The sequence below is a fragment of the Saccharopolyspora elongata genome, assembly GCF_004348985.1.
Classification (GTDB): domain Bacteria; phylum Actinomycetota; class Actinomycetes; order Mycobacteriales; family Pseudonocardiaceae; genus Saccharopolyspora; species Saccharopolyspora elongata.
In genome coordinates this window covers 11,173-30,899 of the sequence record NZ_SMKW01000048.1, presented here as the reverse complement: position 1 = coordinate 30,899, position 19,727 = coordinate 11,173, and the positions used below count along the sequence as shown (strand labels likewise).

Annotated in this window: 14 protein-coding genes and 4 pseudogenes; 4 read left to right on the top strand and 14 right to left on the bottom strand. The window is 66.4% G+C overall.

What is annotated here, in order from left to right; genetic code table 11:
• Positions 1-118: 118 nt before the first annotated feature.
• Together E1288_RS29735 and E1288_RS29730 are read right to left on the bottom strand one after the other, a co-directional pair.
• Positions 119-679: a WXG100 family type VII secretion target gene (locus E1288_RS29735; protein WP_132490858.1), complete on the bottom strand. Its 561-nt coding sequence runs from the start codon at positions 677-679 to the stop codon at positions 119-121.
• Between the two features lie 5 nt (positions 680-684).
• Entirely contained in the window at positions 685-1,098 is a 414-nt protein-coding gene (locus tag E1288_RS29730) for a YbaB/EbfC family nucleoid-associated protein (RefSeq protein WP_165968313.1), read from the bottom strand.
• A 1,172-nt stretch (positions 1,099-2,270) separates the two neighbouring features.
• Between E1288_RS29730 and E1288_RS29720 the strand changes: the two are divergent.
• Positions 2,271-2,427, top strand: a pseudogene (locus tag E1288_RS29720) (transposase); the annotation flags it as partial.
• 162 nt (positions 2,428-2,589) lie between these two features.
• Here the strand turns inward: E1288_RS29720 and E1288_RS47230 are convergent.
• The 7 genes and pseudogenes from E1288_RS47230 to E1288_RS29695 form a co-directional block, all read right to left on the bottom strand.
• On the bottom strand, positions 2,590-2,772 hold the full coding sequence (locus E1288_RS47230) for a hypothetical protein (protein WP_165968309.1): 183 nt from the start codon (positions 2,770-2,772) through the stop codon (positions 2,590-2,592).
• Positions 2,769-3,677 (bottom strand): 3-deoxy-7-phosphoheptulonate synthase, encoded by a 909-nt coding sequence (locus E1288_RS49050; RefSeq protein WP_268951891.1) that lies wholly within the window; start codon positions 3,675-3,677, stop codon positions 2,769-2,771. The genes E1288_RS47230 and E1288_RS49050 overlap by 4 nt, the downstream gene beginning before the upstream one ends.
• Positions 3,678-3,771: 94 nt before the next feature.
• Positions 3,772-3,936, bottom strand: a pseudogene (locus E1288_RS49910) (3-deoxy-7-phosphoheptulonate synthase); the annotation flags it as partial.
• Positions 3,936-4,250, bottom strand: coding sequence for a chorismate mutase (locus E1288_RS29710; RefSeq protein WP_165968312.1), 315 nt, complete (start codon positions 4,248-4,250; stop codon positions 3,936-3,938). The gene E1288_RS29710 and the pseudogene E1288_RS49910, both read right to left, overlap by 1 nt.
• A 241-nt stretch (positions 4,251-4,491) precedes the next feature.
• Complete coding sequence (locus E1288_RS29705) at positions 4,492-5,010, bottom strand: transposase (protein ID WP_235883882.1); 519 nt, start codon at positions 5,008-5,010, stop codon at positions 4,492-4,494.
• Positions 5,001-5,546, bottom strand: coding sequence for a winged helix-turn-helix domain-containing protein (locus tag E1288_RS29700; RefSeq protein WP_132490849.1), 546 nt, complete (start codon positions 5,544-5,546; stop codon positions 5,001-5,003). The genes E1288_RS29705 and E1288_RS29700 overlap by 10 nt, the downstream gene beginning before the upstream one ends.
• A 25-nt stretch (positions 5,547-5,571) precedes the next feature.
• Complete coding sequence (locus tag E1288_RS29695; protein WP_165968311.1) at positions 5,572-6,606, bottom strand: aminotransferase class III-fold pyridoxal phosphate-dependent enzyme; 1,035 nt, start codon at positions 6,604-6,606, stop codon at positions 5,572-5,574.
• A 458-nt stretch (positions 6,607-7,064) separates the two neighbouring features.
• Here E1288_RS29695 and E1288_RS29685 point away from each other — a divergent pair.
• A protein-coding gene (locus E1288_RS29685) for an IS5 family transposase (protein WP_165968314.1) occupies positions 7,065-7,858 on the top strand; the annotation gives its coding sequence in 2 pieces (ribosomal slippage) (positions 7,065-7,398 and positions 7,398-7,858; 795 coding nt in all).
• A gap of 72 nt (positions 7,859-7,930) precedes the next feature.
• On the opposite strand, the pseudogene E1288_RS50480 reads toward E1288_RS29685, so the two are convergent.
• Together E1288_RS50480 and E1288_RS29675 are read right to left on the bottom strand one after the other, a co-directional pair.
• Positions 7,931-8,275: pseudogene (locus tag E1288_RS50480) on the bottom strand (lipocalin-like domain-containing protein); the annotation flags it as partial.
• 17 nt (positions 8,276-8,292) lie between these two features.
• Positions 8,293-9,853 (bottom strand): annotated as a pseudogene (locus tag E1288_RS29675) (phenylalanine aminomutase (D-beta-phenylalanine forming)).
• A 473-nt stretch (positions 9,854-10,326) separates the two neighbouring features.
• On the opposite strand from E1288_RS29675, the gene E1288_RS29670 reads away from it, so the two are divergent.
• Together E1288_RS29670 and E1288_RS29665 are read left to right on the top strand one after the other, a co-directional pair.
• Positions 10,327-10,593, top strand: coding sequence for a hypothetical protein (locus E1288_RS29670; RefSeq protein ID WP_132490838.1), 267 nt, complete (start codon positions 10,327-10,329; stop codon positions 10,591-10,593).
• Positions 10,594-10,850: 257 nt separating this feature from the next.
• The gene (locus E1288_RS29665) at positions 10,851-11,657 is read left to right on the top strand and encodes a class I SAM-dependent methyltransferase (protein WP_235883879.1); all 807 of its coding nucleotides are present in this window, start codon (positions 10,851-10,853) and stop codon (positions 11,655-11,657) included.
• 610 nt (positions 11,658-12,267) lie between these two features.
• On the opposite strand, the gene E1288_RS29660 is transcribed toward E1288_RS29665, so the two are convergent.
• From E1288_RS29660 to eccB, 3 genes are read right to left on the bottom strand one after another with little or no spacing between them, the layout of a single operon-like run.
• Positions 12,268-15,636 carry a right-handed parallel beta-helix repeat-containing protein gene (locus E1288_RS29660; RefSeq protein ID WP_132490835.1) on the bottom strand — a complete coding sequence of 1,123 codons (3,369 nt, stop codon included), beginning with the start codon at positions 15,634-15,636 and terminating at the stop codon, positions 12,268-12,270.
• Positions 15,633-18,347 carry a hypothetical protein gene (locus tag E1288_RS29655; RefSeq protein ID WP_132490832.1) on the bottom strand — a complete coding sequence of 905 codons (2,715 nt, stop codon included), beginning with the start codon at positions 18,345-18,347 and terminating at the stop codon, positions 15,633-15,635. The genes E1288_RS29660 and E1288_RS29655 overlap by 4 nt, the downstream gene beginning before the upstream one ends.
• Complete coding sequence (gene eccB, locus E1288_RS29650) at positions 18,348-19,721, bottom strand: type VII secretion protein EccB (RefSeq protein WP_132490829.1); 1,374 nt, start codon at positions 19,719-19,721, stop codon at positions 18,348-18,350.
• Positions 19,722-19,727 lie beyond the last annotated feature (6 nt).

Below are 19,727 nucleotides of genomic sequence, written 5' to 3'. Positions count from 1 at the left end.
TCAACCCCCCATCCCACACTCGACCCGACCGCAACCACACACCGGTGCGATCACAGACACAGACGCAGGACACAGACCGAGAACACTCCAGTGGCACACACCGACCAAAACCCCGACCCTACGGCCTTTTACCCGGGACGTGGCGCCCGGACGGACCCGCCGGCAACTCCTCACCCGTGACACTACGCATAGGTGTCAGCGGCTGATAACCCTCGCGTGTGGGACCGGGAACGCCGGCCGGGTCCGGTGATTCGTTCAGGCCCAGCGCGTTCTTCCCGAGATACTCCGCATTGTCCTCAGTCGCGACACAAAAAGCCGCGAACTGACGAAGACTCTCACACATCTGATCCACAGCCCCCGCCAGACCAGACACACCATCCACGAAAACCTGAGTGGCCCCGGTGTAGGACGGCTCGAACTCTTTCCAAGGTTCGTCCTCCTCACCGTTGACCAGCGGCGCATAGCCGATCAGCCGCTCCAGGTCACGAACGAACGAGCGGAAGTTGTCACCAGCACCGCGGAATTGCCCGGCACTGCGCAACATGCCCTCTGGGTCCACGCTGATGTGCCGGGAGCCCGGCTCGAAGTTCTCCGGGCGGTGGCTCCTGGGCGGAGAGCTGTCGTCACCGCTGCCGCTGTCGCGGTCGCTGTCGTCACCGGGCTCAGGCTTCGTGGTCATCTGCATCAGTCCCTGATGTTCATCACGTCACGGGTTACCTCGTGCAACTCCGGCTCCGGCTTCAGCAACGACTGGATATCAACGTCACCGGAGAACAGTTTCAGAGCGTCCACCCCAGGCGGCAACGACGGCGCCATCACCTCAGCCGCTTCGCCCCTAGCCTGCTGCTGGGCATCAGCGATAGCCTTCAGCACCACGCCTGCCAGATCGGCAGGCGCCATACGCTTATAAGCACCGGTCGGGAACTCGACGTTCTTCACCACACCGCCATGCCCCACCGTCACCGCCACAGTCCGCCTCGGCGCCGTCACCGTGCAAGAAATCTCCCGCAAACGCCGCTGAGTTTCCTTCACCTCGGCGAATTGCCTACGATACTGCACCAACAACTGCTCAAGCTCCTCAGCATGCGAACCCGACACCCCGCACCCTCCCTCACCGAGTGAAATTCTGCCGACAGCTCCCGGCCGGACACATCGACAGCAGTAAAACCAGGTGCGGTTGCGTCGCTCAACACGATCGGCCCAATACAGTCCCCACGTACAACCAAAACTGCCCGGCCACACCCAAGGTTTGCACGCGACCCACTGAGACGCCTATGACGTCGAGGTCTACCGACCACCAAGACGCCACCACCACCTTGCACCGACCTGGACACGCGCGGCGGGATCACCGCTGGCGCGATCCGACACGAATGAGCAGACGACGCAGACGAAGCTCGACCCTGCCGCGAAATTACGCGACGTCATCGAAATCACCGTGACGCCGCGCGCGACCTAGCCTGCCCGGGTCCCCGGCTGCTGATGCACTCCGAGACCGGGCCGCCCGTGGAACTCGCCGCCACCTACGACAACAGCCGCCAAGTCGCCCTCAAGGCGATCGCCGACATCAACGAGGCAAGCGTGTGCGCCGGCCAAATCCGGACGGTCGACTCGCGCGGCGACGCGCTGGAAGTGCTCGGCATGTGCAATGGGGCGCCTGGTGGCTCCACCCCCGGCGCCACGACAACATCGAACCGCCATCGAGCAACTCTCCGACACGGCTCTCAGCGCGTCTATTCTGGGCGCTTGCCAGTCCGCTCACGGCGGCGAGGGACGCATCCTCGCCGCCCGATCACCGAGTAGGAAGTCCTTGGAAGAGTTCGAATTCGGCAACGCTCCCTGAGACGAGACACGTATCCTGGAACACTGGATTTCGTCGCAGCCAAGGAAGATGCGGTCCTCCTCGGCCCTTCGGTGCCGGCGAGACCGACCTGTCCATCGGACTGGGCATCCGCGCCTTCCTGGCAGGACACCGCGTCTCCTTCGCCACCGCCGCCGGTTGGTTCGCCGCCTCGCCGAGGCCAACCACGCCGGCCGACTCCAACAGAAGCTGGTCAAAAGTCGTGAGTCAGAGCCTCAGGGTTGTCCGGTTTCTCGGGGCGGCTGGCGGCGTAGGGCCGAGCAAGCTCGCGCAAAAGAGGCCGTGATCTCTGTGGCAGGTAGCTCGATCCGCGGAGGGCAGAAAGGTCATCGAGCGCTGACCTGGGACTACACCATCGGCAACCACCGATCCCTTGGCCGTTCGCTTACCTGGTGCGACCTCCTGTCACCCGGAGCGGTTCATTCCGGTTCTGGAGTTCCCACCGGAGGTCCGCGAGATCATCTGTTTCACGAATGCGATCGAGTCGTTGAACTACCAGCTCCGCGAGATCACCAAGAACACCCGGGCACTTCCCGTCCGACAATGCGGTGATCAAGCTGTTGTGGCTGCCGAGGTCGCCAAGACCACCTATGTCGGCGCTACTCCGTTCTGGTTCTGGCACACATTCGATGACGCTGGGGCCGGGCACGTTCACCGAACATGGCGTGCTTGATCAGCTTCGACCTGTTCACGTTGCCCTCGGTAGGACCATTGCTGTGCAGCAGGGACAGTCAAGCGACGACGACGTCCCAGTCGCAGTACAGGGTGGTGGCGAAGGAGCAGTTCTTGCGAACGCCACTGTTTTCTGCTTGGTCGGCCCAGACTTCGAGTTCGTTGTCGCGGTGTTGGCGCAACAGCCGCGCGAATTCGGCCACGGCCCGGGCTGTGGCCGCGACTTGCTCCAAGCGGCTCACGACCGCGTCAGCTTGCCCACCGCTACCGCGAGCTCGAGGGCTTGATCGCGGTTCAGACGCGGGTCACAAGCCGTCTCGTACCGCTGGCCCAGACTTTCCATGGTCACCGGGAGACTCCCGCCGACGCATTCGGTGACGGCCTCACCGGAGAGCTCCAGGTGCAGGCCTCCTGGATGAGTCCCAAGGGCCCGGTGGACTTCGAAAAAGCCCACGACCTCGTCGAGCACGTCATCGAAACGACGGGTTTTGTACCCGCTCGGAGAAGAGAACGTGTTTCCGTGCATGGGATCGCACACCCAGGTCACCGCGGGCGCGCTCGCTGTGACCTCTTCCACAAACGGCGGGAGAACATCGCGGATCTTACCAGCGCTCATTCGAGTGATCAGCGTGATTCGTCCCGGTTGACGGTCCGGGTCCAGCCTTTCGATCAGCGCCAACACGTCGGCTGGGGCGGCAGTCGGGCCGAGTTTCACACCGATCGGATTGCAAACCCCAGCGGCGAACTCGACATGCGCACCGTCGAGTCTCCTCGTCCGCTCCCCGATCCAAAGCATGTGGCCCGACGAGCCGAACCGTCGACCAGTCAGGAAGTCAGTGCGGCTGAGTCCCATTTCGTACGGAAGCAGCAGCGCCTCGTGGCTGGTGAAGAACTCCTCGCCCGCGAAATCCCGAAGCCACATCAGGGTGTCAGACGCGGCCCGGTACGCCTGAAGGAGTCTACGGGGGTCCGGTGTGCGTTCCTGGGCCGAGAAGGCCATCCCGTTCACGGCGTCGCCTCGGTAGCTCGGCAGGACCGTCCCGCCCCTGGTTTCCGTTGCAGAGGAGCGCGGCTTCCCGTACTGACCCGCGATGCGGCCGACGGTCACCACCGGCAGTCTCATGCTGGCGCCGGGCACCTCCGCCATCTGGCGGAGCACCGCGTACCTTCCCTCCGAAGGTTGCTGGGACCGCCTCAGCGAAGGTTTCCGCGCAGTCCCCGCCTTGGATGAGGAATGCCTCGCCAGCGGCCACCGAGGCGAGCTTGGCCAGCAGCCGATCGCACTCACGGGGCGAGACGAGTGGCGGCTGCCCAGCGAGCTCATCCACCACGTCCCGTAGTGCACACGGGTCCGGCCATTCTGGTTGTTGCGCTGCCGGCGAATCGAGCACGGCGTGCGATCTCATCATCTTCCTCCCTTGTCCGGCAATTGAGTTGCGTGTTGTCCCCGGCAGATCCGCAGCAGTGCGGCCGCGAGCGCGCTACCGGCCTCGCCGAACGGCGCGCAGTAGTTTTTCGTGATCGCGGCTTCCCTGATGGGTTCGACCCGCTGCCCGCCCGCGTCGATGCGAGTGCGCTGCACTTGTTGGGACATCACCTTGCGAGTGTGGATCAAACCGATGATTCTCTGGTCGATTTCGTCAATGCGCTGGCGAACCACCGACACGTCAGCTTTGTCATTGGCAGGTTCCTCGATCACGATGGCTGGGGACGTTTTCACATTTCCTCCATGGCTCATAGCAGTGCTTTGTTATGCCTTGATGTGTCTATTGGATAGTCCAGTGTGGATTGCGGCTAACTTTGGTCGCGACTCCGAATGAGATCGAGCGGATTCGTCCTCGGCTGATGGAGTCCGGCTAGCACCGCCGCATCACCCTCCCCGGCCTCACCCAAGCCTTCTGCGCCCTGCTCCGCCTCGACCACGAGCTATTAACAAAGCACTACTTACTGAGCTTCGTGTTTTAGAGTGACAGTCCGGTGTGTTGAAGGAATGAGTAGGGCAGGTGCTCGGTTGCGCGGACGCGGTCGATGCCGTGTTGGGCGCAGGTGATGGCTTCGTCGATGGTGTCGGGGCAGAGGTTGGCCAGTTCGACGCCTTTGACGCTGGACCAGAGGGCTTCCACGGGGTTGAGGTCGGGCGCATAGGCGGGCAGTCGTTCGACGGTCAGCCAGTCGGCTTGTGTGGCCAGGAAGGCGGTCATGGCTTTGCTGCGGTGAGCGGGAAGCCCGTCCCAGATCAGCGTTACTAGTTGCGGTGCAAGGAAAGTACGCAGTTCGTCCAGTACCTCGATGAGTGTTTCGGTGTTGTAGGAGTCGTATTGGACGTGGAAGGCCACCTCGGGTGTGCGGCGGTCGTCGGGGTTGGGTGGGTAGCACAGTGCGGCGGCCATCGAGGCGCGTTTCCAGTTGAACCGGTGCTCCAGCACGGGTGTTTGCCCGATGGGTGCCCAGCTGCGGCGCACGGTCGGTGTCAGTGACAGTCCGGACTCGTCGAAGAAGACGATCCACGCTCCGCGTTCGACGGCGTTTTTTTGATCCTGGGCCAGTCGTTTCCGACCCAGGTCTCGATCGCGTCCTCGTCGCGCTCCACGGCACGACGGGCCGGGCGCTGCGCGCTCCAACCGAGCCGGTCCCGCAGGATGTACCAGACATGCCCGGGATGGTGCTGCACTCCGGTGATGCGCTCGATCACCGTAGCGATCCGCCGCAGAGTCCAGAGATCCTGGTCGAACCCGTTCGACCGCGCGCCGGCCAGCAGTGCGTCGCGAACATGCCGCAACTGCTGCTCGTCGAGCTTCGGTGCCCGCCCCGGCGGGCCTACGCTGACCAGCTCCTCGCGGCCACCACGCTGCCATTTCTCGTGCCACCGGTGGACATTCTGTCGCGAGGTTTCCAGCAACCGCGCGACCTCGGCCTGCGAGTAGCCCTGTTCGAACAACTCGGCCGCGGCCAGCCGCACCGACTCCATCGCGGCCCGATCCCGACGAACCGGCACACCCTGCTTGATCACCGACACAGTCAGTCATGATCACACACGACCGTCACCCTAGATCACGAACGTCAGTAGTCACACTGACGCGTTCGGCCGCGACACGTGGCGCCGGCACCGGCCACTGGCCTGACGGATGGCCGGGCTTCACGCTGATGCGGGCAATCCGCTCGAACGCCTTCGCGTATGCCTCCTCGACCTTGGCCAAGTCTTCGGCACGGAAAGCTGTCGAGAGATTGATGAGGCCGCGCGGGGTGGTGTAGACGCCCTGGTTGAGCAATGCCAGGTGCAGGGCGGACAGCAGGTCGGTGTTCGTTTCCCGCACATGGGCGGCCGACGTCGGAGGCGTGTCGGTGAAGTGCACGTTGAGGATGGAACCCGCGCGGGTTACCACGATCGGCATGCCGGCTTGCGCGGCACTGCTGGTGATGCTTGCGGCCAAGGTCGTCGCCGCCCGCTCCAGTCGATCGATCGCCCCTGCATTCAGGTGTGCCAACGTGATCGCGCCTGCCGCTGCCGCAGCCGGGTGGCCGTTGAAGGTCCCCGAGTGCGCGAGACGGTCGGGGGTGCCGGGAGCGGTCAACAGCAGCAGATCCCGCTCTCCTCCGACAGCGCCGATGGGCAAGCCGCCGCCGATGATCTTGCCGAGGAGCGTGAGATCTGGTGTCAGGCCAAGCTTCGCCTGTTCCCCTCCCACGTCGTTGCGGAGTGACTGCACCTCATCCAGGACGAACAACGCTCCGCGCGCGTGCGCCAGGTCTTGGACTCCGCGAAGGAAGCCCGGCGCGGACGGGATCACACCACCTGCTCCGAGGAACGGCTCGGCGAACACCGCAGCGATCTCGTTCGTCATTGCCCGGTCGACCGCGTCGAGGTCGTTGTACGGCGCCGTCACCACCTGGGGATGGCCTTGCATCAGCTCAGGAGCGCTGCCGTGGTAGCTCCCGTCGAAGACGAGTACCTTGTGTCGACCGGTCGCTCTTGCCGCCAGCCTCTCGGCTAGCAGTGCTGCCTCAGTTCCCGAGTTCGTGAACCGAACCAGCTCCACCGTGTCGATTCGGTTGGTCAGCATTTCCGCGAGGCGCAACTGCGACTCGTGCGGACCGGCGAAAAATCGCGCCTCCCCTCAGAACCGCTACGGCGGCCTCAGTCGCGGGGCCGTACGCACTCCCGTGGACGAGAGAGGTGTAGTTGTTGACGAGATCGACGTAGTGGTTGCCGTCGAGATCGGTCAAGTGCGCCCCTTGCCCCTTTCTGATCAAGGTCGGATACGGGGAGTACGTGGTGACGGTCCTGGTCTCACCGCCCGGTAGTACCAGCCTTCCACGCTGCCACGCAGCCGCGGACAACGATGTCCGGGCACGGTAGTCATCCAGCAGGCTTGCGTATGAGGCCTTGTAATCAATAGTTGATCCAACGGTGCTCGCCATGGCGGCGTCCGCTCCTCACGTCATTAGAGTTCCTAACAGAATGATCACGTGTGGTGTCTGGAGTTCCTTGATCGTTAATCATGATCATGTGAGGAAGGGTGAGCAGCCGCCGTGGATCGTGTCGGACGAGCTGTGGGAGCGAATCGAGCCGTTGTTGCCGGGCTGGGAGAACGCGCTGCCTCGGCTGGGTCGCAAGCGGCTGCCGGACCGACTGGTCTTGCAGGGCATCCTGTTCGTGTTGCATACCGGGATCCAGTGGGAGTTTCTGCCCCAGGAGCTGGGATTCGGGTCCGGGATGACCTGCTGGCGGCGCCTGGCGGAGTGGAACGAGGCCGGGGTGTGGCAGCGGCTGCACGAGGAGCTTTTGGCCGAGCTGAACGCGGCCGGGAAGCTGGACTGGTCGCGGGCGGTGATCGACAGCTCGCATGTGCGGGCGGCACGGCGTGGCCCAAAAGCGGCCCCAGCCCGGTCGACCGCGCCCGGCCAGGCTCCAAACACCACCTGATCACCGAGGGCGGCGGCATTCCGACGGCATTCAGCCTGACCGGCGGCAACGTCAATGACGTCACCCAACTCCTCCCACTGGTCGAGGCGATCCCACCCGTGCGAGGCAGGCGCGGGCGCCCCCGCCGCCGGCCCGACGCCCTGTATGCCGACCGCGCCTACGACTCCGACAAGCACCGCGACGAGTTGCGCGACATGGGGATCGACCCGAAGATCGCCAGGCGGGGAACCGGCCACGGCTCCGGACTCGGCGTGATCAGGTGGGTCGTCGAGCGCACGATCGCCTGGTACCACGGCATGCGACGCCTGCGCATCCGCTGGGAACGCCGCGCCGACATCCACGAGGCGTTCCTCGGCCTGGCCACCTGCATCATCTGCTTTCGACACATCAAAACCCTTTGTTAGGAACTCTAAGTAACGAAACCACGTCAGTACCGGTGTCCTGACTTCCCCACACCACACGTACGGCGTCGACCTCAGAACCAGTTTGCCGTGGTCGAGTTCCATCACTCGGCGCTGCTCCAGCCCCACCCAGTCGGGAAACGAGCTGACTTCGACGTGATGTACGATTACTTTATCCTCGATGCGGTACGTGCCGCTGTACCCGAGGCAACCGTCTACAGTCGACGTTTTCTGTTTAATCGTGGCATACCGGGGAAAGGGAACTCGCAGCGCGGCCTGCTCAGCGCGCATCAGGATCACTGACATGTGCCCGTCGCCGGTGTAGACGAGCTTGCCGACGGGAGCGTGCCCAAAAGGCTCGTCAACGATCTCCCCAGCCGAGTCCAACTCCTGATAGGACTCCAACCGCCACGTCCCCACCAGCTCACTGACCGCGGTCACCGGTCGACCTGGCCTGATCGAGCCCAGTCAGGCGACAGGACTTCTTCGACGACGGATTCGACGTAGTCGGTGATCGATATGTCCTGGTCGAGGAACGGCACGATCTTGCGAACCTGTTCGTAGAGCGGTCGGGTTGAGGACGACAGGCCCTCAGCACCTCGGATGTCGATCGCCTGACAAGCACAGATCAGCTCGAATGCGACGACGTACATCGCGTTGCGGAGCACCTCAGTGGCCCGCCGCGCCGCGACGAAGCCGAATGACACGATGCCCTGGAAGTCGCCGGTGCTGGTGAGCGACTGGATCGAGACCGGCATCGCGAGCGAGCGGTTCTCCGCGGTGAGCGACGCGGTCATGAACTGACCGCCCATGAGCCCCAGCCGCAGTCCCGGATCCACGCTGCACAGGAACGAAGGCAGCCCGTTGCTGTTGCTCTTGTCGAGGAACCGGTCGACCCGGCGGTTAGCCGGGTTGGTCAAGGTCGTCATCGCGATCGTCAAGTGGTCCATCGCCATCGCGACGTACTGTCCGTGGAAGTGTCCGTTGTGGAACACGTCGTCCTCGCTGGGAATGATCAACGGGTTGTCGTTGGACGAGTTGAGCTCGTTCTCCACGGTGCTCGTCACGGAGCGCAGAGTTTCCAGCACTGGACCCAAGATCTGCGGTGTGCACCGGATGGAGTAGGCGTCCTCGATCGGTTGGGAACCCGCTTTCGCCGCATCGCCCATCTCGCCCGCCAGGGTCCGCGCGGTCTGCTCCTCAACGACGGCCAGCGCGGAGTCCGCATGCAACGACCAAATACGCTCGGCGATCTCCTGTTGCCCAATATGGGGCTTGAGTCGATGCACGCGCGGGTCGAACGGTTTGGTCATTCCCGCGAGACCCTCGATGGACAGCGCGGACACTGTCAGGTAGGTGTCCAGCAGGTACCTGGCACGTTCGACCGCTATGGCACCCATGCCGACCATGCCCGAAGTCCCGTTGATCAGCGCCAAGCCTTCCTTGTAGGACAAGTGCATAGGCTCGATGCCCACTTGGGCGAGGACATCCGCACCCGCCATGACCTTGCCGTGCAACCGTGCCTTGCCCTGGCCGATGCACACCAGCGCTATCGCCGCCAGCGGCCCGAGGTCACCGCTGGTACCCAACGAGCCTTTCTCAGGGATGCAGGGAATGACGCCCGCGTTGTAGATCTCGACGAGTTTGTCGAAGTTCTCGATCGAGATCGCCGAGTGCCCTCTACAGCGACACGATCCGCGACAGCATGATCGAGCGGGTGGTGTGGGCATCCACATAGGACCCGACATTGGTCGCCACCGCATTGATCAGGTTCTCTTGCAACGTGGTGGCCAACGTGGTGGGGACCAGCCAGTCGACGAACCCTCCCATGCTGGTGTTCACTCCGTAGATGACCCGCTCCTCGTCAACGAACCGCACCAGCGTGGAGCGTGCGACCTCGACGCGGTCGCGGATGGTGCTGTCGACGGATACCTCAACACCATCTCCGGCAGCTTCGACGATACTCCCCAGGGAAACTCGATCGTCGCCGGCAAACATGACATGCATTTCGTTGAGACCTTTCAGCCGATCGTTCAAACGGCGCGTCAGCGGCATTACCTGCACACAAGAGCAACGGAACTTCGGTCTTGCTCGCATCATTACGGCGGACGATCCGCACACCTTTGACGATCGACAATGGGGGAATATCGGACATTAATGATCTTCCGGCTATAGGGCGTGTCGTTATGCTTGATTCGTGTCGCGCTGTGCGATGAGCGTGAGGTGTCGAGGTCTTCGAAGCCGGCGGGCAAGCAGGCCCGCGTGCGCAGACCAGCTACCTCTTTCTCGACCATACCGGCCTCCAAATACAAACCATAGATCACCCAGATATTCCGGGAGATCATCAGCCGGGACAAGAACCGCAACCTCTCGTTTACCGAACAGTTTCGCGCGGCTGCGGAATAGCAAGTCCGGTAGTCCGCTAACCGACACCGGTAGGCTATGACGCTCAGCACACAATGGATAGCGGGATGGACCTTCGTGCAGAGTGGACTGCCCTCGAAGGACACTCCACGGTGCTGCCCACGCCTCCCATCAACGTTCGCCCCCAAGCGGCCGGCCAGCTGTCGTTCATCCTCGGCGCCGCAGCGGCCGTGCTGGGGCGCGAGGTCGTGTCCCTCCGCACGCCGACGCCGATGGGTGGTGGCGGATCGTTGCTCGAGGCCGTACGGGAGGAGATCGGCGCGTTGCTGGCGCCGGGTTACCTGGGGATGAACAAGTCGACGGCGCCGGTGTAGGCGGTGTAGTACAGCTCGGCTCGCCCTTGTGGTCGATCGCGCACATAGCTTTCACGCTGAACCGCGTGCGAAAGCCCAAGCCCGGCGGGTGGTTCGCGGCGTTTCGCACGGAGCGTCCGGACACGACACTCGCGCCAGAGCGCCAACTCGCCGAAAAGTCCTCATCAGACAGGGGCGCGACCGGTATCAGGCACGTTCGGTGCCGAATCCACCGAGAGCAGCCGCTCCAGGGCAGAATCGGTTTCCCCTGTGCACCTATGTTCACCAACCCTGTTGACGGGCGTCGTATCGCCCGGTGGGCTTGTGTGCTGGTCAAGCCACATCCTCATCGAGGAGCGAAAATGTCAAATCCGGCTGCAGGCGTCGACAGTGCCTCATTCGAGAAGCTGTACAGCGGCGATACCCCGAAAGCCCCGAAGATGCCGTGGGACCTCGGCGCACCGCAACCCCTGGTCGTCGAGCTGGCCGAGGCAGGCGAGTTCACCGGCGACGTACTTGACATCGGTTGCGGGCTCGGCGACAACTCCGTGTTCCTCGCGTCGCGCGGGCTGCGCGTCACCGGGCTCGATTGCGCGCCGTCAGCGGTCGAGCAGGCACGGGCCAGAGCAGCCGCGAAAGGCGTCGATGTCACGTTCGACCTTGCCGACGCGCTCGAACTCGAAGGGTACGAGGCATGCTTCGACACGGTGCTGGACTGCGCTCTCTACCACGTCTTGACAGAGCACGAGCGTCATCAGTACGCCGCCGCGCTCACGAAGGCGACCCGGCCGGACGCGCGGCTGCACCTGCTCGCCTTCTCAACCGCGCTGCGGGGCATCTACCCCGACCGGCACCTGGTCAGCGAGGCCAGCCTGCGGGAGACGCTCGGAGCGCACTGGACGATCGAGCAGCTCGAAGCCGCTAACTACACGACCGCTTGCACCTTGGAGGAGCTTCAAGTGAGCGCGCGGGCGGTCCTGGGCGATGCGGCCAACATCGACGGGCTCACCGCGTTCCCGACCGACGGCGAGGGCCGCGTGCTGCTACCGATCTGGCAACTGAAAGCGGTTCGCACGGCGGCGTGACCGCCGGACCGGCCGCCGGGCACCGAAATCGGCAAGTGGCGACGGTCCGGGCGGGCCGGTGTATACCCGGCCCGCCCGGACCGTGTGTCGTGCTGCCGCGTAAAGCGGTGATACCTGGTCGACGCGGCCGCCGGCGGACGGCACCCGAACGTCTTCACCGTCACCGTGATGCCCACGCCGCTGCGGCAGTTGCGCACCACCATCTCCCCCAACGCGCACCGAGTGGCTGATCAGGCTGCCTATGTGCATGGCGCCGTGGGCGTGCATGCCTTCCGTGACGAGGTTGCGAGCCCGCCCGGCCAGGTCGTCGTCTCGCGGCCCGAGCCAGCCGCCGATGTTGGCGCAGCTTTTTCTTGGCCGCCATGCACCCGCCGTCTGTCAGCGACCATGTCTGAGCCGGGATGTGTGATCAAGTGGTTGCCCCAGCCCAGTTCGCGCTGCTGAACGAACCAGGTGTTCTCGACGGCACGCGCGCCGCCGAGAAGGATGGGAATGCCGCGGTTGCGCCAACTCCCGAACGCCGACCAGGTGCAATGGAGCCGCGACGGGCCCTGAGGTCAGGTACCCGCGGCATCGCGCCTCCAACGCCGCGGGCAGCCTACTCCGCCGATCAGCCGACCGACGCGAGTCCTTCGTCCAGGGCCAACGACGGCAGCGCGGACATGGTGATGGCGTGCAAGTCGGCCTCCGCCAGCGTGCGCGAGGCCGCGGTGGTGGCGAGCCGCTGCGCGAGCCGGTGGGTGTCCCATGCCGTGTGCCCGCCGTCGGAGAGCAGGCCGCGCAACGCGTCCGCCACGTTCTCCGGCACCTTGTGGCCGCAGCGCGTGAGCTGCCGCACCGCGAGCGCAGTCAACTGGTCCACGTCGTACTCTGCGAAGTCCCACCGCTCGGCGAAGCACTCGCCAAAGGCGGTGGAGGACTCGGAGAGCCGGGTTAACGACACAGCCTCGCCGGATAGCAGCACGACCGGGCCTGCCGGGTTGCGCCGCACCGCCTCGCCGAGCGCGTCGATCGTCTCGGTCCGCCGCTCGCCCGAGTCGGTCGCCCAGTCGCCGTCCGCATCGAGCAGCAGCACGCCGCCGCTCGCCTCGTCGAACGCCGTCGACACCAGGCTCACCGCCTGCCCCGGCCAGCGCGGACACAGATCGCGGCCGATCGACAGCCGCGTCACGTGACCGCTGCTGATCAGCCTGAGCTCGGTGAGACTCTGCGCGTAGAGCGACGCGACCGCACGCCGTCCCATGCCCGGCCGGCCGGACAGCACGACGTTCGCCTGTCTGCCCAGCCCTTTGTTGCGTGCCTTGAGCCCACACAGCCGCACGAGGGTGCGCCCGGCGGCCTCGCGCACGCTCTCCAGTCCGCACAGCCCCGCGAACCGCTGCCAGCCCAGCGTCGCCTGCACCGCGGCGGAGGGGTCGGTGCTTGCGTCGGGGAGGGCCGCGCGGGGCGCGTCCTCGCCGAGCGCCACGAGCTCGCTCGCCAGGTCCTGGGCAGTGAGCCTGCTCAGCTCGGTGTCTTTGGACGGCGGCTGCATCGCGAGACGTGATGCCTGGTTGCTGACCATCGCCTCGAACAACTTGCGGGCCACGCGGCCGTTTCCGAAGGTGTCGTTCTTCGGGACGCGCTCGAAATAGTCGGTCAGCGCGTCGACCGCATCGTCGGTCAGCTCGTAGTAGTGCTTGCGGCAGAGGTTGGTCGTGATCGTGACCAGCTCCTCGACGCTGTAGTTGGGGAACTCGACGGTCTTCGAGAACCGGGATGCCAGACCGGGGTTGGAGGCCAGGAACTGCTCCATCAGCTCGGAGTAGCCCGCGACGATCACCACGATCTCGTCACGGTGGTCCTCCATCATCTTCATGAGCGTGTCGATGGCCTCCTGGCCGAAGTCGGGACCGTTGCCACCGGACTGGCTCGACAGGGTGTACGCCTCGTCGATGAACAGCACGCCGCCCATGGCCTTGTTCACGACCTCGGCGGTCTTGATGGCCGTGGCACCGATGTACTGGGCGACCAGGTCTGCCCGCGCGACCTCGACCATGTGACCACGGGCGAGAATGCCGAGCTCCGCCAGCACCGATCCGTAGAGCCGGGCGACCGTTGTCTTACCGGTGCCAGGAGGACCCGCGAACACCAAGTGCCTGCTCATCGGTGGCATCGGCAGACCCATCTGCTGGCGACGCTGGGTCATCTTGATCAGGTTGATCAGGCCGAGCACCTCGTGCTTCACACCGTCGAGACCGATCAGCGAGTCCAGCTCGGCGAGTGGCCCCTCCAGCTCGGCGCCCATCGCGCCACCGAGCGTCGGATGCTGGTCCTCGCCTGCAGGGGCGAAACCGCCGTCCCAGTGCTCCTCGCCCAAGGCGGGCCCGGGCTGGGAAGCGCCGTCAGCCGGCCGCGAAGACCGCTGCTGCGCCTGCGGCTCGTCGGTGACGATGCTCGCCACCGACAGCCGTTCGTGCTCGACCGCCTTGCGCACCGGGCTACCGCCGCTGCCGGTGACCGTGCACTCCGCGACGGTGACAGCCTCCTCGGTGTCAAGGAGGACGCCGTCGCCCGCGCTCCCGGTCACCTCGCAGCCGCGAACATCGCCGCGCGACCCGCTGAGCAGGTGCACGCCGTGCCGCTTCGCCGAACGCACCCGGCAGCGGATCACATGCACGTTGCTGCCCGTGCCCGCGCTGATGCCGTCCTCCCGCGCATCGACAACTTCGCTGTCCCGAATGGTGAGACTGGCCTCCTCGGCGCGCAAGCCGCCGCCCCGCAGCAGGGTGGACGCGAACTCACCGCGTGCCCCGCTCTCCAGCCTCACCAGGTGTGCCGCCGGGCCGGTGACGCGCAAGTCGGTCAGCTCCCCCCTGGAGTTCTCCGAGAGCGACAGGCCGACGGCATCGGAAACCTCGATCACCGCGTCGCCGAGCGTCAGCCGAGACCTGCCCTTCACCAGGACGGCAGGACCGGACTCGGGCACCGCCCGCAGCCCCTTCACCCCCACCGAGGACTCGGCGTCGACCAACACCGCCCCGCGCGACGTGCCCTCGACCAGCAACGCCCCGAACACCGGATGGGACGCCGCGTCCACCAGGACGCCGATCGGACTGCCGGTGACCCTGCAGTCGTCGAACCGCGGCGACGAGCCGCCGGTGACGTAGACCGCGTTGCTGCCCGCCGAGGCGAACCGGCAGCCACGCAGCCGAGGCGAGGCCCCGCCAGCGATGTGCGCCGACTGCATACGCGCTCCGGTGAATTCAGAATCGGCGAGCACGACCTCGCTGGTGCTGCGCACGTACAGGTCGAGGCTCGCGCTCTGGCTGACTGTGACGTCGCGGACCTCCGCGCTCGCCTCCTGTTCGACCACGAGCGCAGGCTTCTCCGCCTCGACGATCTGGCAGTCCTCGATCACCACGCGGCCGCGGCCGTTGACGCAGATGCCGTTGCCCCCGGGCTTGCGCACAGTTACCCGGCGCAGCTCAAGGGAACCCTGCTCGGTCACCACGATGCCCGAGGACATCGCGTCGACGACCTCGGTGTTCTCCGCCATGCTCGGCATCGAGGACGTCACGACGATGCCGACGCCGCCACTGCTGGTGACGGCGCAGCCGCGCAGCACCGCGCAGCCCTGGCCGTGGGCGAGCACGGCCGCCCAGGACGCGCCCGACACTTGGCAGTCATCCAGTGCGACCTCGCCCTTGCGGATGTCCAGCGCCACGGCGCTCGTGTCCGCACCCGTCAGCACGAGGCCGGACAACTGTGCGGCGCCTGCAGCGATCATGGCGACGCTGCCCGTGCGGGCGACCAACTCGACCGTGCCCGGCCCCTCCTCGGCGGTGACGGTCACCATCCGGTTGACCACGAGGTTCTCCTCGTAGCGTCCGGGCAGCACGCTGATCGTCGCACCGTCCCTGGCTTCCCTGAGCGCAGCGCTGATCGTCGGGTATGAGCCGGGCCGGTCAGCGGCGACCACGAGCAACTGGCGGTTCATCGTTCCTCCTCCGGCGCGGATGTCGTGCGGACGAGGCCCGGCAGCAGGCTGAACCGCGGCGCCGCGGCGTCAGCGACGCGCACCTCGCCCTTGGCCTCGGCCCACTTGTCGAGGCAGCGGCGTAGCGAGTTGAGCGCCAGCTCGTCGAGCGACGCCCGGTTGTCGTCCACCCGGCCGGCCGAATCGATCTCATTGGCGGCCAGCTCGCGCAACAGCACCTGGCCGCGCACGCCCTCCTCCGGCTCAGTGAGGTCGAGGACCTTGAAGCTGGTGCCGGGCACGAAGAGCACTCGGTCCGCGGTCGGGTTCAGCTCGGGTTCGAGCAGCTTCGTGCGGCGCGCCGTCATGGACCACACCAGCACGTCCACATCGTTGGTCTGCCGCTGCTTCGCGCAGGGCGCGCTCAGCGCGTTGATGAAACCCCACTCGGTGAAGAACTTGCGGCTCCGGTACAGCTCCCACTCCTGCGGGGTCGGCGACGTGGCGAACACCGTGGCGCCGCGGTGGGAGGGCAGCCTGCTCAGACCGGAGACGACGCAGCGCGCGAACGGCACATGGGGACCGACCGCGCCCATCCGCAGCTGCAGGTCGAGGCCGTCTCCTTCACCGGACAGGTAGAGCCGGATCGCCACGGCGTCACTCAGCACACCGCCGGAGGACCGCTCGAGCGCGCCCTGGAAACCGGGGTGCTCGGACAGCACGCGACTGACCGAGTTGGACTCCGCGGCGTACTCGCGACTGAGGGTGCGGCGCAGCCAGGCGCGTTCCTCGTCCAGGCCGCGCTTGGGCACCAAGGCGGCGGCCGCGGTCGACGGCGTGGGCTGCACGATCGTGACGAACGCAGCGGTTTGCTGCCGCGCGTCGGATTGGGCCGGGGGCTGCACGGCCGGTGTCCCGGTCACTGCCGGGGCGTCGGCGGCCGCGATGCCAGTCGGCGGCATTGACGCACTCGCCACCTCGGAAGGCGGCGGCCCGGTTTGCGGTGCAGGCAGCGCGGCCACTTCGGTGATCTGGACCGGCGACACCCGCGGCCGCTCCGCGCCAGGGGCGTCGACCACGGGCAGGTCGGCAACCGGGGCTTGCACGGCGGACGAGTCACCCGGCACTGGGGGCGGGTCGGCCGACGGCGCCGGGACGGCAGGCGGCGCGTCGTGGGTGGCCGCCTCGGCCATCGACGCGGACTGCATCGACGTCGCGTCCATTGGAGGCGCCATCGGGGAGAGCGCCTCCGGCGTGACGCTCGCCAGTCGCGTCGTCACCGTGTCCACCGACAGCGGCGCGTCGGACTCAAGCGGCGCCTTACCCTGCCGCGCGTCGGTCTCCTGGCCGGGTTCGCGTGCCGGCCGCTCCCCCGGATCGGCGGTGCTCTGCTGTGCGGGGCCCGCGGTGACGGCCGCGGCGGTAGGCGACGCCTCGATCGCGCCCAGTGCCTGGCCGACGATCTCGATGCGCTGCTGCACCACCGACTCGGCCCGGACGAGACCGCTCAGGTGGCGGGTCGCGGGAACGAGGCAGCCGAGCACGTCTTCGGCAAGCTCGCGCAGCCGCCCGGAGGCATCGCCATGGCCGTCCTCGAACAACACCAGGTGTCGCTCGGCGTCCGGTTCGACCGAGCGGATCGCCGGTGCGTGCGGCAGCTCGTAGGGCGGGCGCAACCACAGACCGGACTGCACAACCTCCAGCACGACATCCGGCGCGTACTGGTAGACGGCCGGCGCGATCTCCTTCACGCCGAACACGGGGGCGCAGTAGCTTCTGAGCGCTGGCGGCATCGCGAGCCCCTCCGCCACGGCCGGGGTGTAGGTCATCTCCTCCGCGAACGCCCGCCAGCCGACCGTGCCGTCCGTTCGCAGTGTGTAGACCTCCGGTTCGGTGCGCGAGCCGACCGGAATACCGGTGTAGCAGGTGATCTGCTCGCCCAGTGTGTCGGCGATGTTCTGGTAGTAGGACGTGTTGCCGGGCACCGTGAGAGGGCCGAACTTCGCCAGGCGCAGCTGCGCTCGCAGCTCGTCGGGCAGCCAGCTCCAGAAGCGGGTGATGTCCTGGATGGTGATCGGCGGCGCTCCAGGGCATCCGAGCACGACAACGCACACGTCGGGTTGGCACGGCAAGGTCTCGACCAGCCGCTTGCGGTGGGCTCTAAGCACGCTCTCCGGGCCTCGCGGGCGCAGCCATACGCCACCGGGCAGTGGTTCGGCGACGCTGCCCGCGCTGGTGGGCATGATCTCGATCAGACATGCTGCCGTCTCCCAGGCAGGGCGGGGGAACCGCTTGCCGTCCGGTTTCGGCGGCTTGCCCGGCTGGAAGCGCACCCAGCCGGTGCCCCAGCCCGCGTCGACGAACAGTGAGCCGCCGACGCTCCGCATGATGGAGCCGTCGGGGGCGATGACGGGACAGTTCAGGCGCTCGGACAGCCACTGCCCGGCGAGCGCGGTGGTCTCCCGGGACCGCCGACCGCCGATGACCAGCCGCACGCCGCGCCGTTTGCGGGGCAGCAGCTTCGCCGTCGACTCCCACACCGCGAACGAGCTGTCCATCGGCAAGTCGACCACCACGAGCTCGTGGTCGGGATCCGCGGCGAGGCCCAGCGCCAGATCCCGGATCTCGTCGCGCAGCACGTGGCGCGGACGCACGACGTGCGCATTGCCGATCACGTGGCCGATCATGCTCCGATCAGCGGCGTCGTCACGGCGCTTGGTCAGCGGGCTCATTCAGCCACGTCCTTTCTCGAAAACGCCCACCGCAGCCCGGCTCAGCGCCGGGCCACTCGGGATCTGCGCCAGCACCTCGGCCGACACCGGGCGAGGCTGCACGCCGCCGAAACCGAGTGCCGAGATGGTCTGGTCATCAGTGAGTTGGTACTTGAACCCGCGGTCGGTGATCAGGAACCGGTCCGGCTTGGCTCCCGCACCAGGGGGCGCTGGAACGGAGGCGGCGAGCATCCCCATTCCTGGTTTCAGGTATGCGCCGACTTGGGCGTTCATCCCGATCCAGGCGTCATCGCGCTCCGCCAGGACCGGCACGCTGATGATGTTCGTGTTGTTGGTCTCCTGCCGGAGGCAGAACGCTTTCTCGCCCGTCGGCACGGACGTCGCGGTCAGCAGGTCGGGGATCCGCTGCATGAGCGAGGTGTCCGCGGAGCGTGGCGCACCGGCGACCGCCGAAGCGCCGATGTCGACCGCAGGCTCCCCGCTGGAGGTCTCGAGCAGCGCTGCCTCGGTGCCCGAGATAGGGGCCAGTCCGTCGGTGCGCAGCACCGTGTAGTTATGCGTGCCGTTGCCCGCCAACTGACGAAACACCGTCCCAACCGGCTGCTTCAACCCTGCGATCTCGATGCTCTTCCTGCCCGCGTCAGGAATCACGGCCGGCGCCAACTCGGGCCCGTCCGGCAGCGCGGCCAGCCACGCGGGAGGCGCCGTCGGCGGCGCCGCGGTGCCGAGACCAAGCGCGACGGCGACCGCGGGGCCCGCGAGCTTCAGCTTGCGATGCGACCAAACCAAGTACTGTTCACCGGAGGTCGAGCCGACCCACATGTACTCGTGTTCACCGATCGGGGTGCTCTTGGCGTCGGGGTTGAGGTTCATGCTCATCAGACCCGCGCCCTGCACGTCGACGCCGCCGGTGCGCGGCAGGCAGAGCAGCCACGGGGTGTTGACCAGCGCACCCGCCGCAGGAACTGGGTCGGGCGCGTTCTGGATACCGATCGGGGCGCCGCGCTCCAGCTCGCTCAGCGACGCGCGCGAAATGGTCTCGACCTTCGCGCCCGCGCCCTGCAGCAGCAGCGCCGAAGCGTGATTGATGACCGGAACCAGCAGGCCGCGCTGGTAGACGAATCGTGCGCCGCTCTCCTTTTCCACCAGGATGACGTTCGGCTTCTGCCACGCCATGTTGCCGCCGGGGTTGATCAACCCGTAAACCCAGAACCCCACTCCCACCAGCAGGCCGAGCACCAACCCGAACACCAGGCCCATCAGCGCGCGGCGCGCCGGGGTCTCGCTGTAGTTGGTGTCACCCAGCAGCAATGCGGCGCTCATCCTGCCGACAAGCGTCTGGTACGCGTGGACATGGTCTTTCTTGGTCTGCATCTGGCA

Excerpts from the sequence above, each read along its gene's own strand:
- eccB (WP_132490829.1), bottom strand. The coding sequence starts at position 19,721 with ATGCAGACCAAGAAAGACCATGTCCACGCGTACCAGACGCTTGTCGGC.
- E1288_RS29660 (WP_132490835.1), bottom strand. The coding sequence starts at position 15,636 with ATGAACCGCCAGTTGCTCGTGGTCGCCGCTGACCGGCCCGGCTCATAC.
- E1288_RS29665 (WP_235883879.1), top strand. The coding sequence starts at position 10,851 with ATGTTCACCAACCCTGTTGACGGGCGTCGTATCGCCCGGTGGGCTTGT.
- E1288_RS29670 (WP_132490838.1), top strand. The coding sequence starts at position 10,327 with ATGGACCTTCGTGCAGAGTGGACTGCCCTCGAAGGACACTCCACGGTG.
- E1288_RS49050 (WP_268951891.1), bottom strand. The coding sequence starts at position 3,677 with ATGGCGGAGGTGCCCGGCGCCAGCATGAGACTGCCGGTGGTGACCGTC.
- E1288_RS29735 (WP_132490858.1), bottom strand. The coding sequence starts at position 679 with ATGACCACGAAGCCTGAGCCCGGTGACGACAGCGACCGCGACAGCGGC.
- E1288_RS29655 (WP_132490832.1), bottom strand. The coding sequence starts at position 18,347 with ATGAGCCCGCTGACCAAGCGCCGTGACGACGCCGCTGATCGGAGCATG.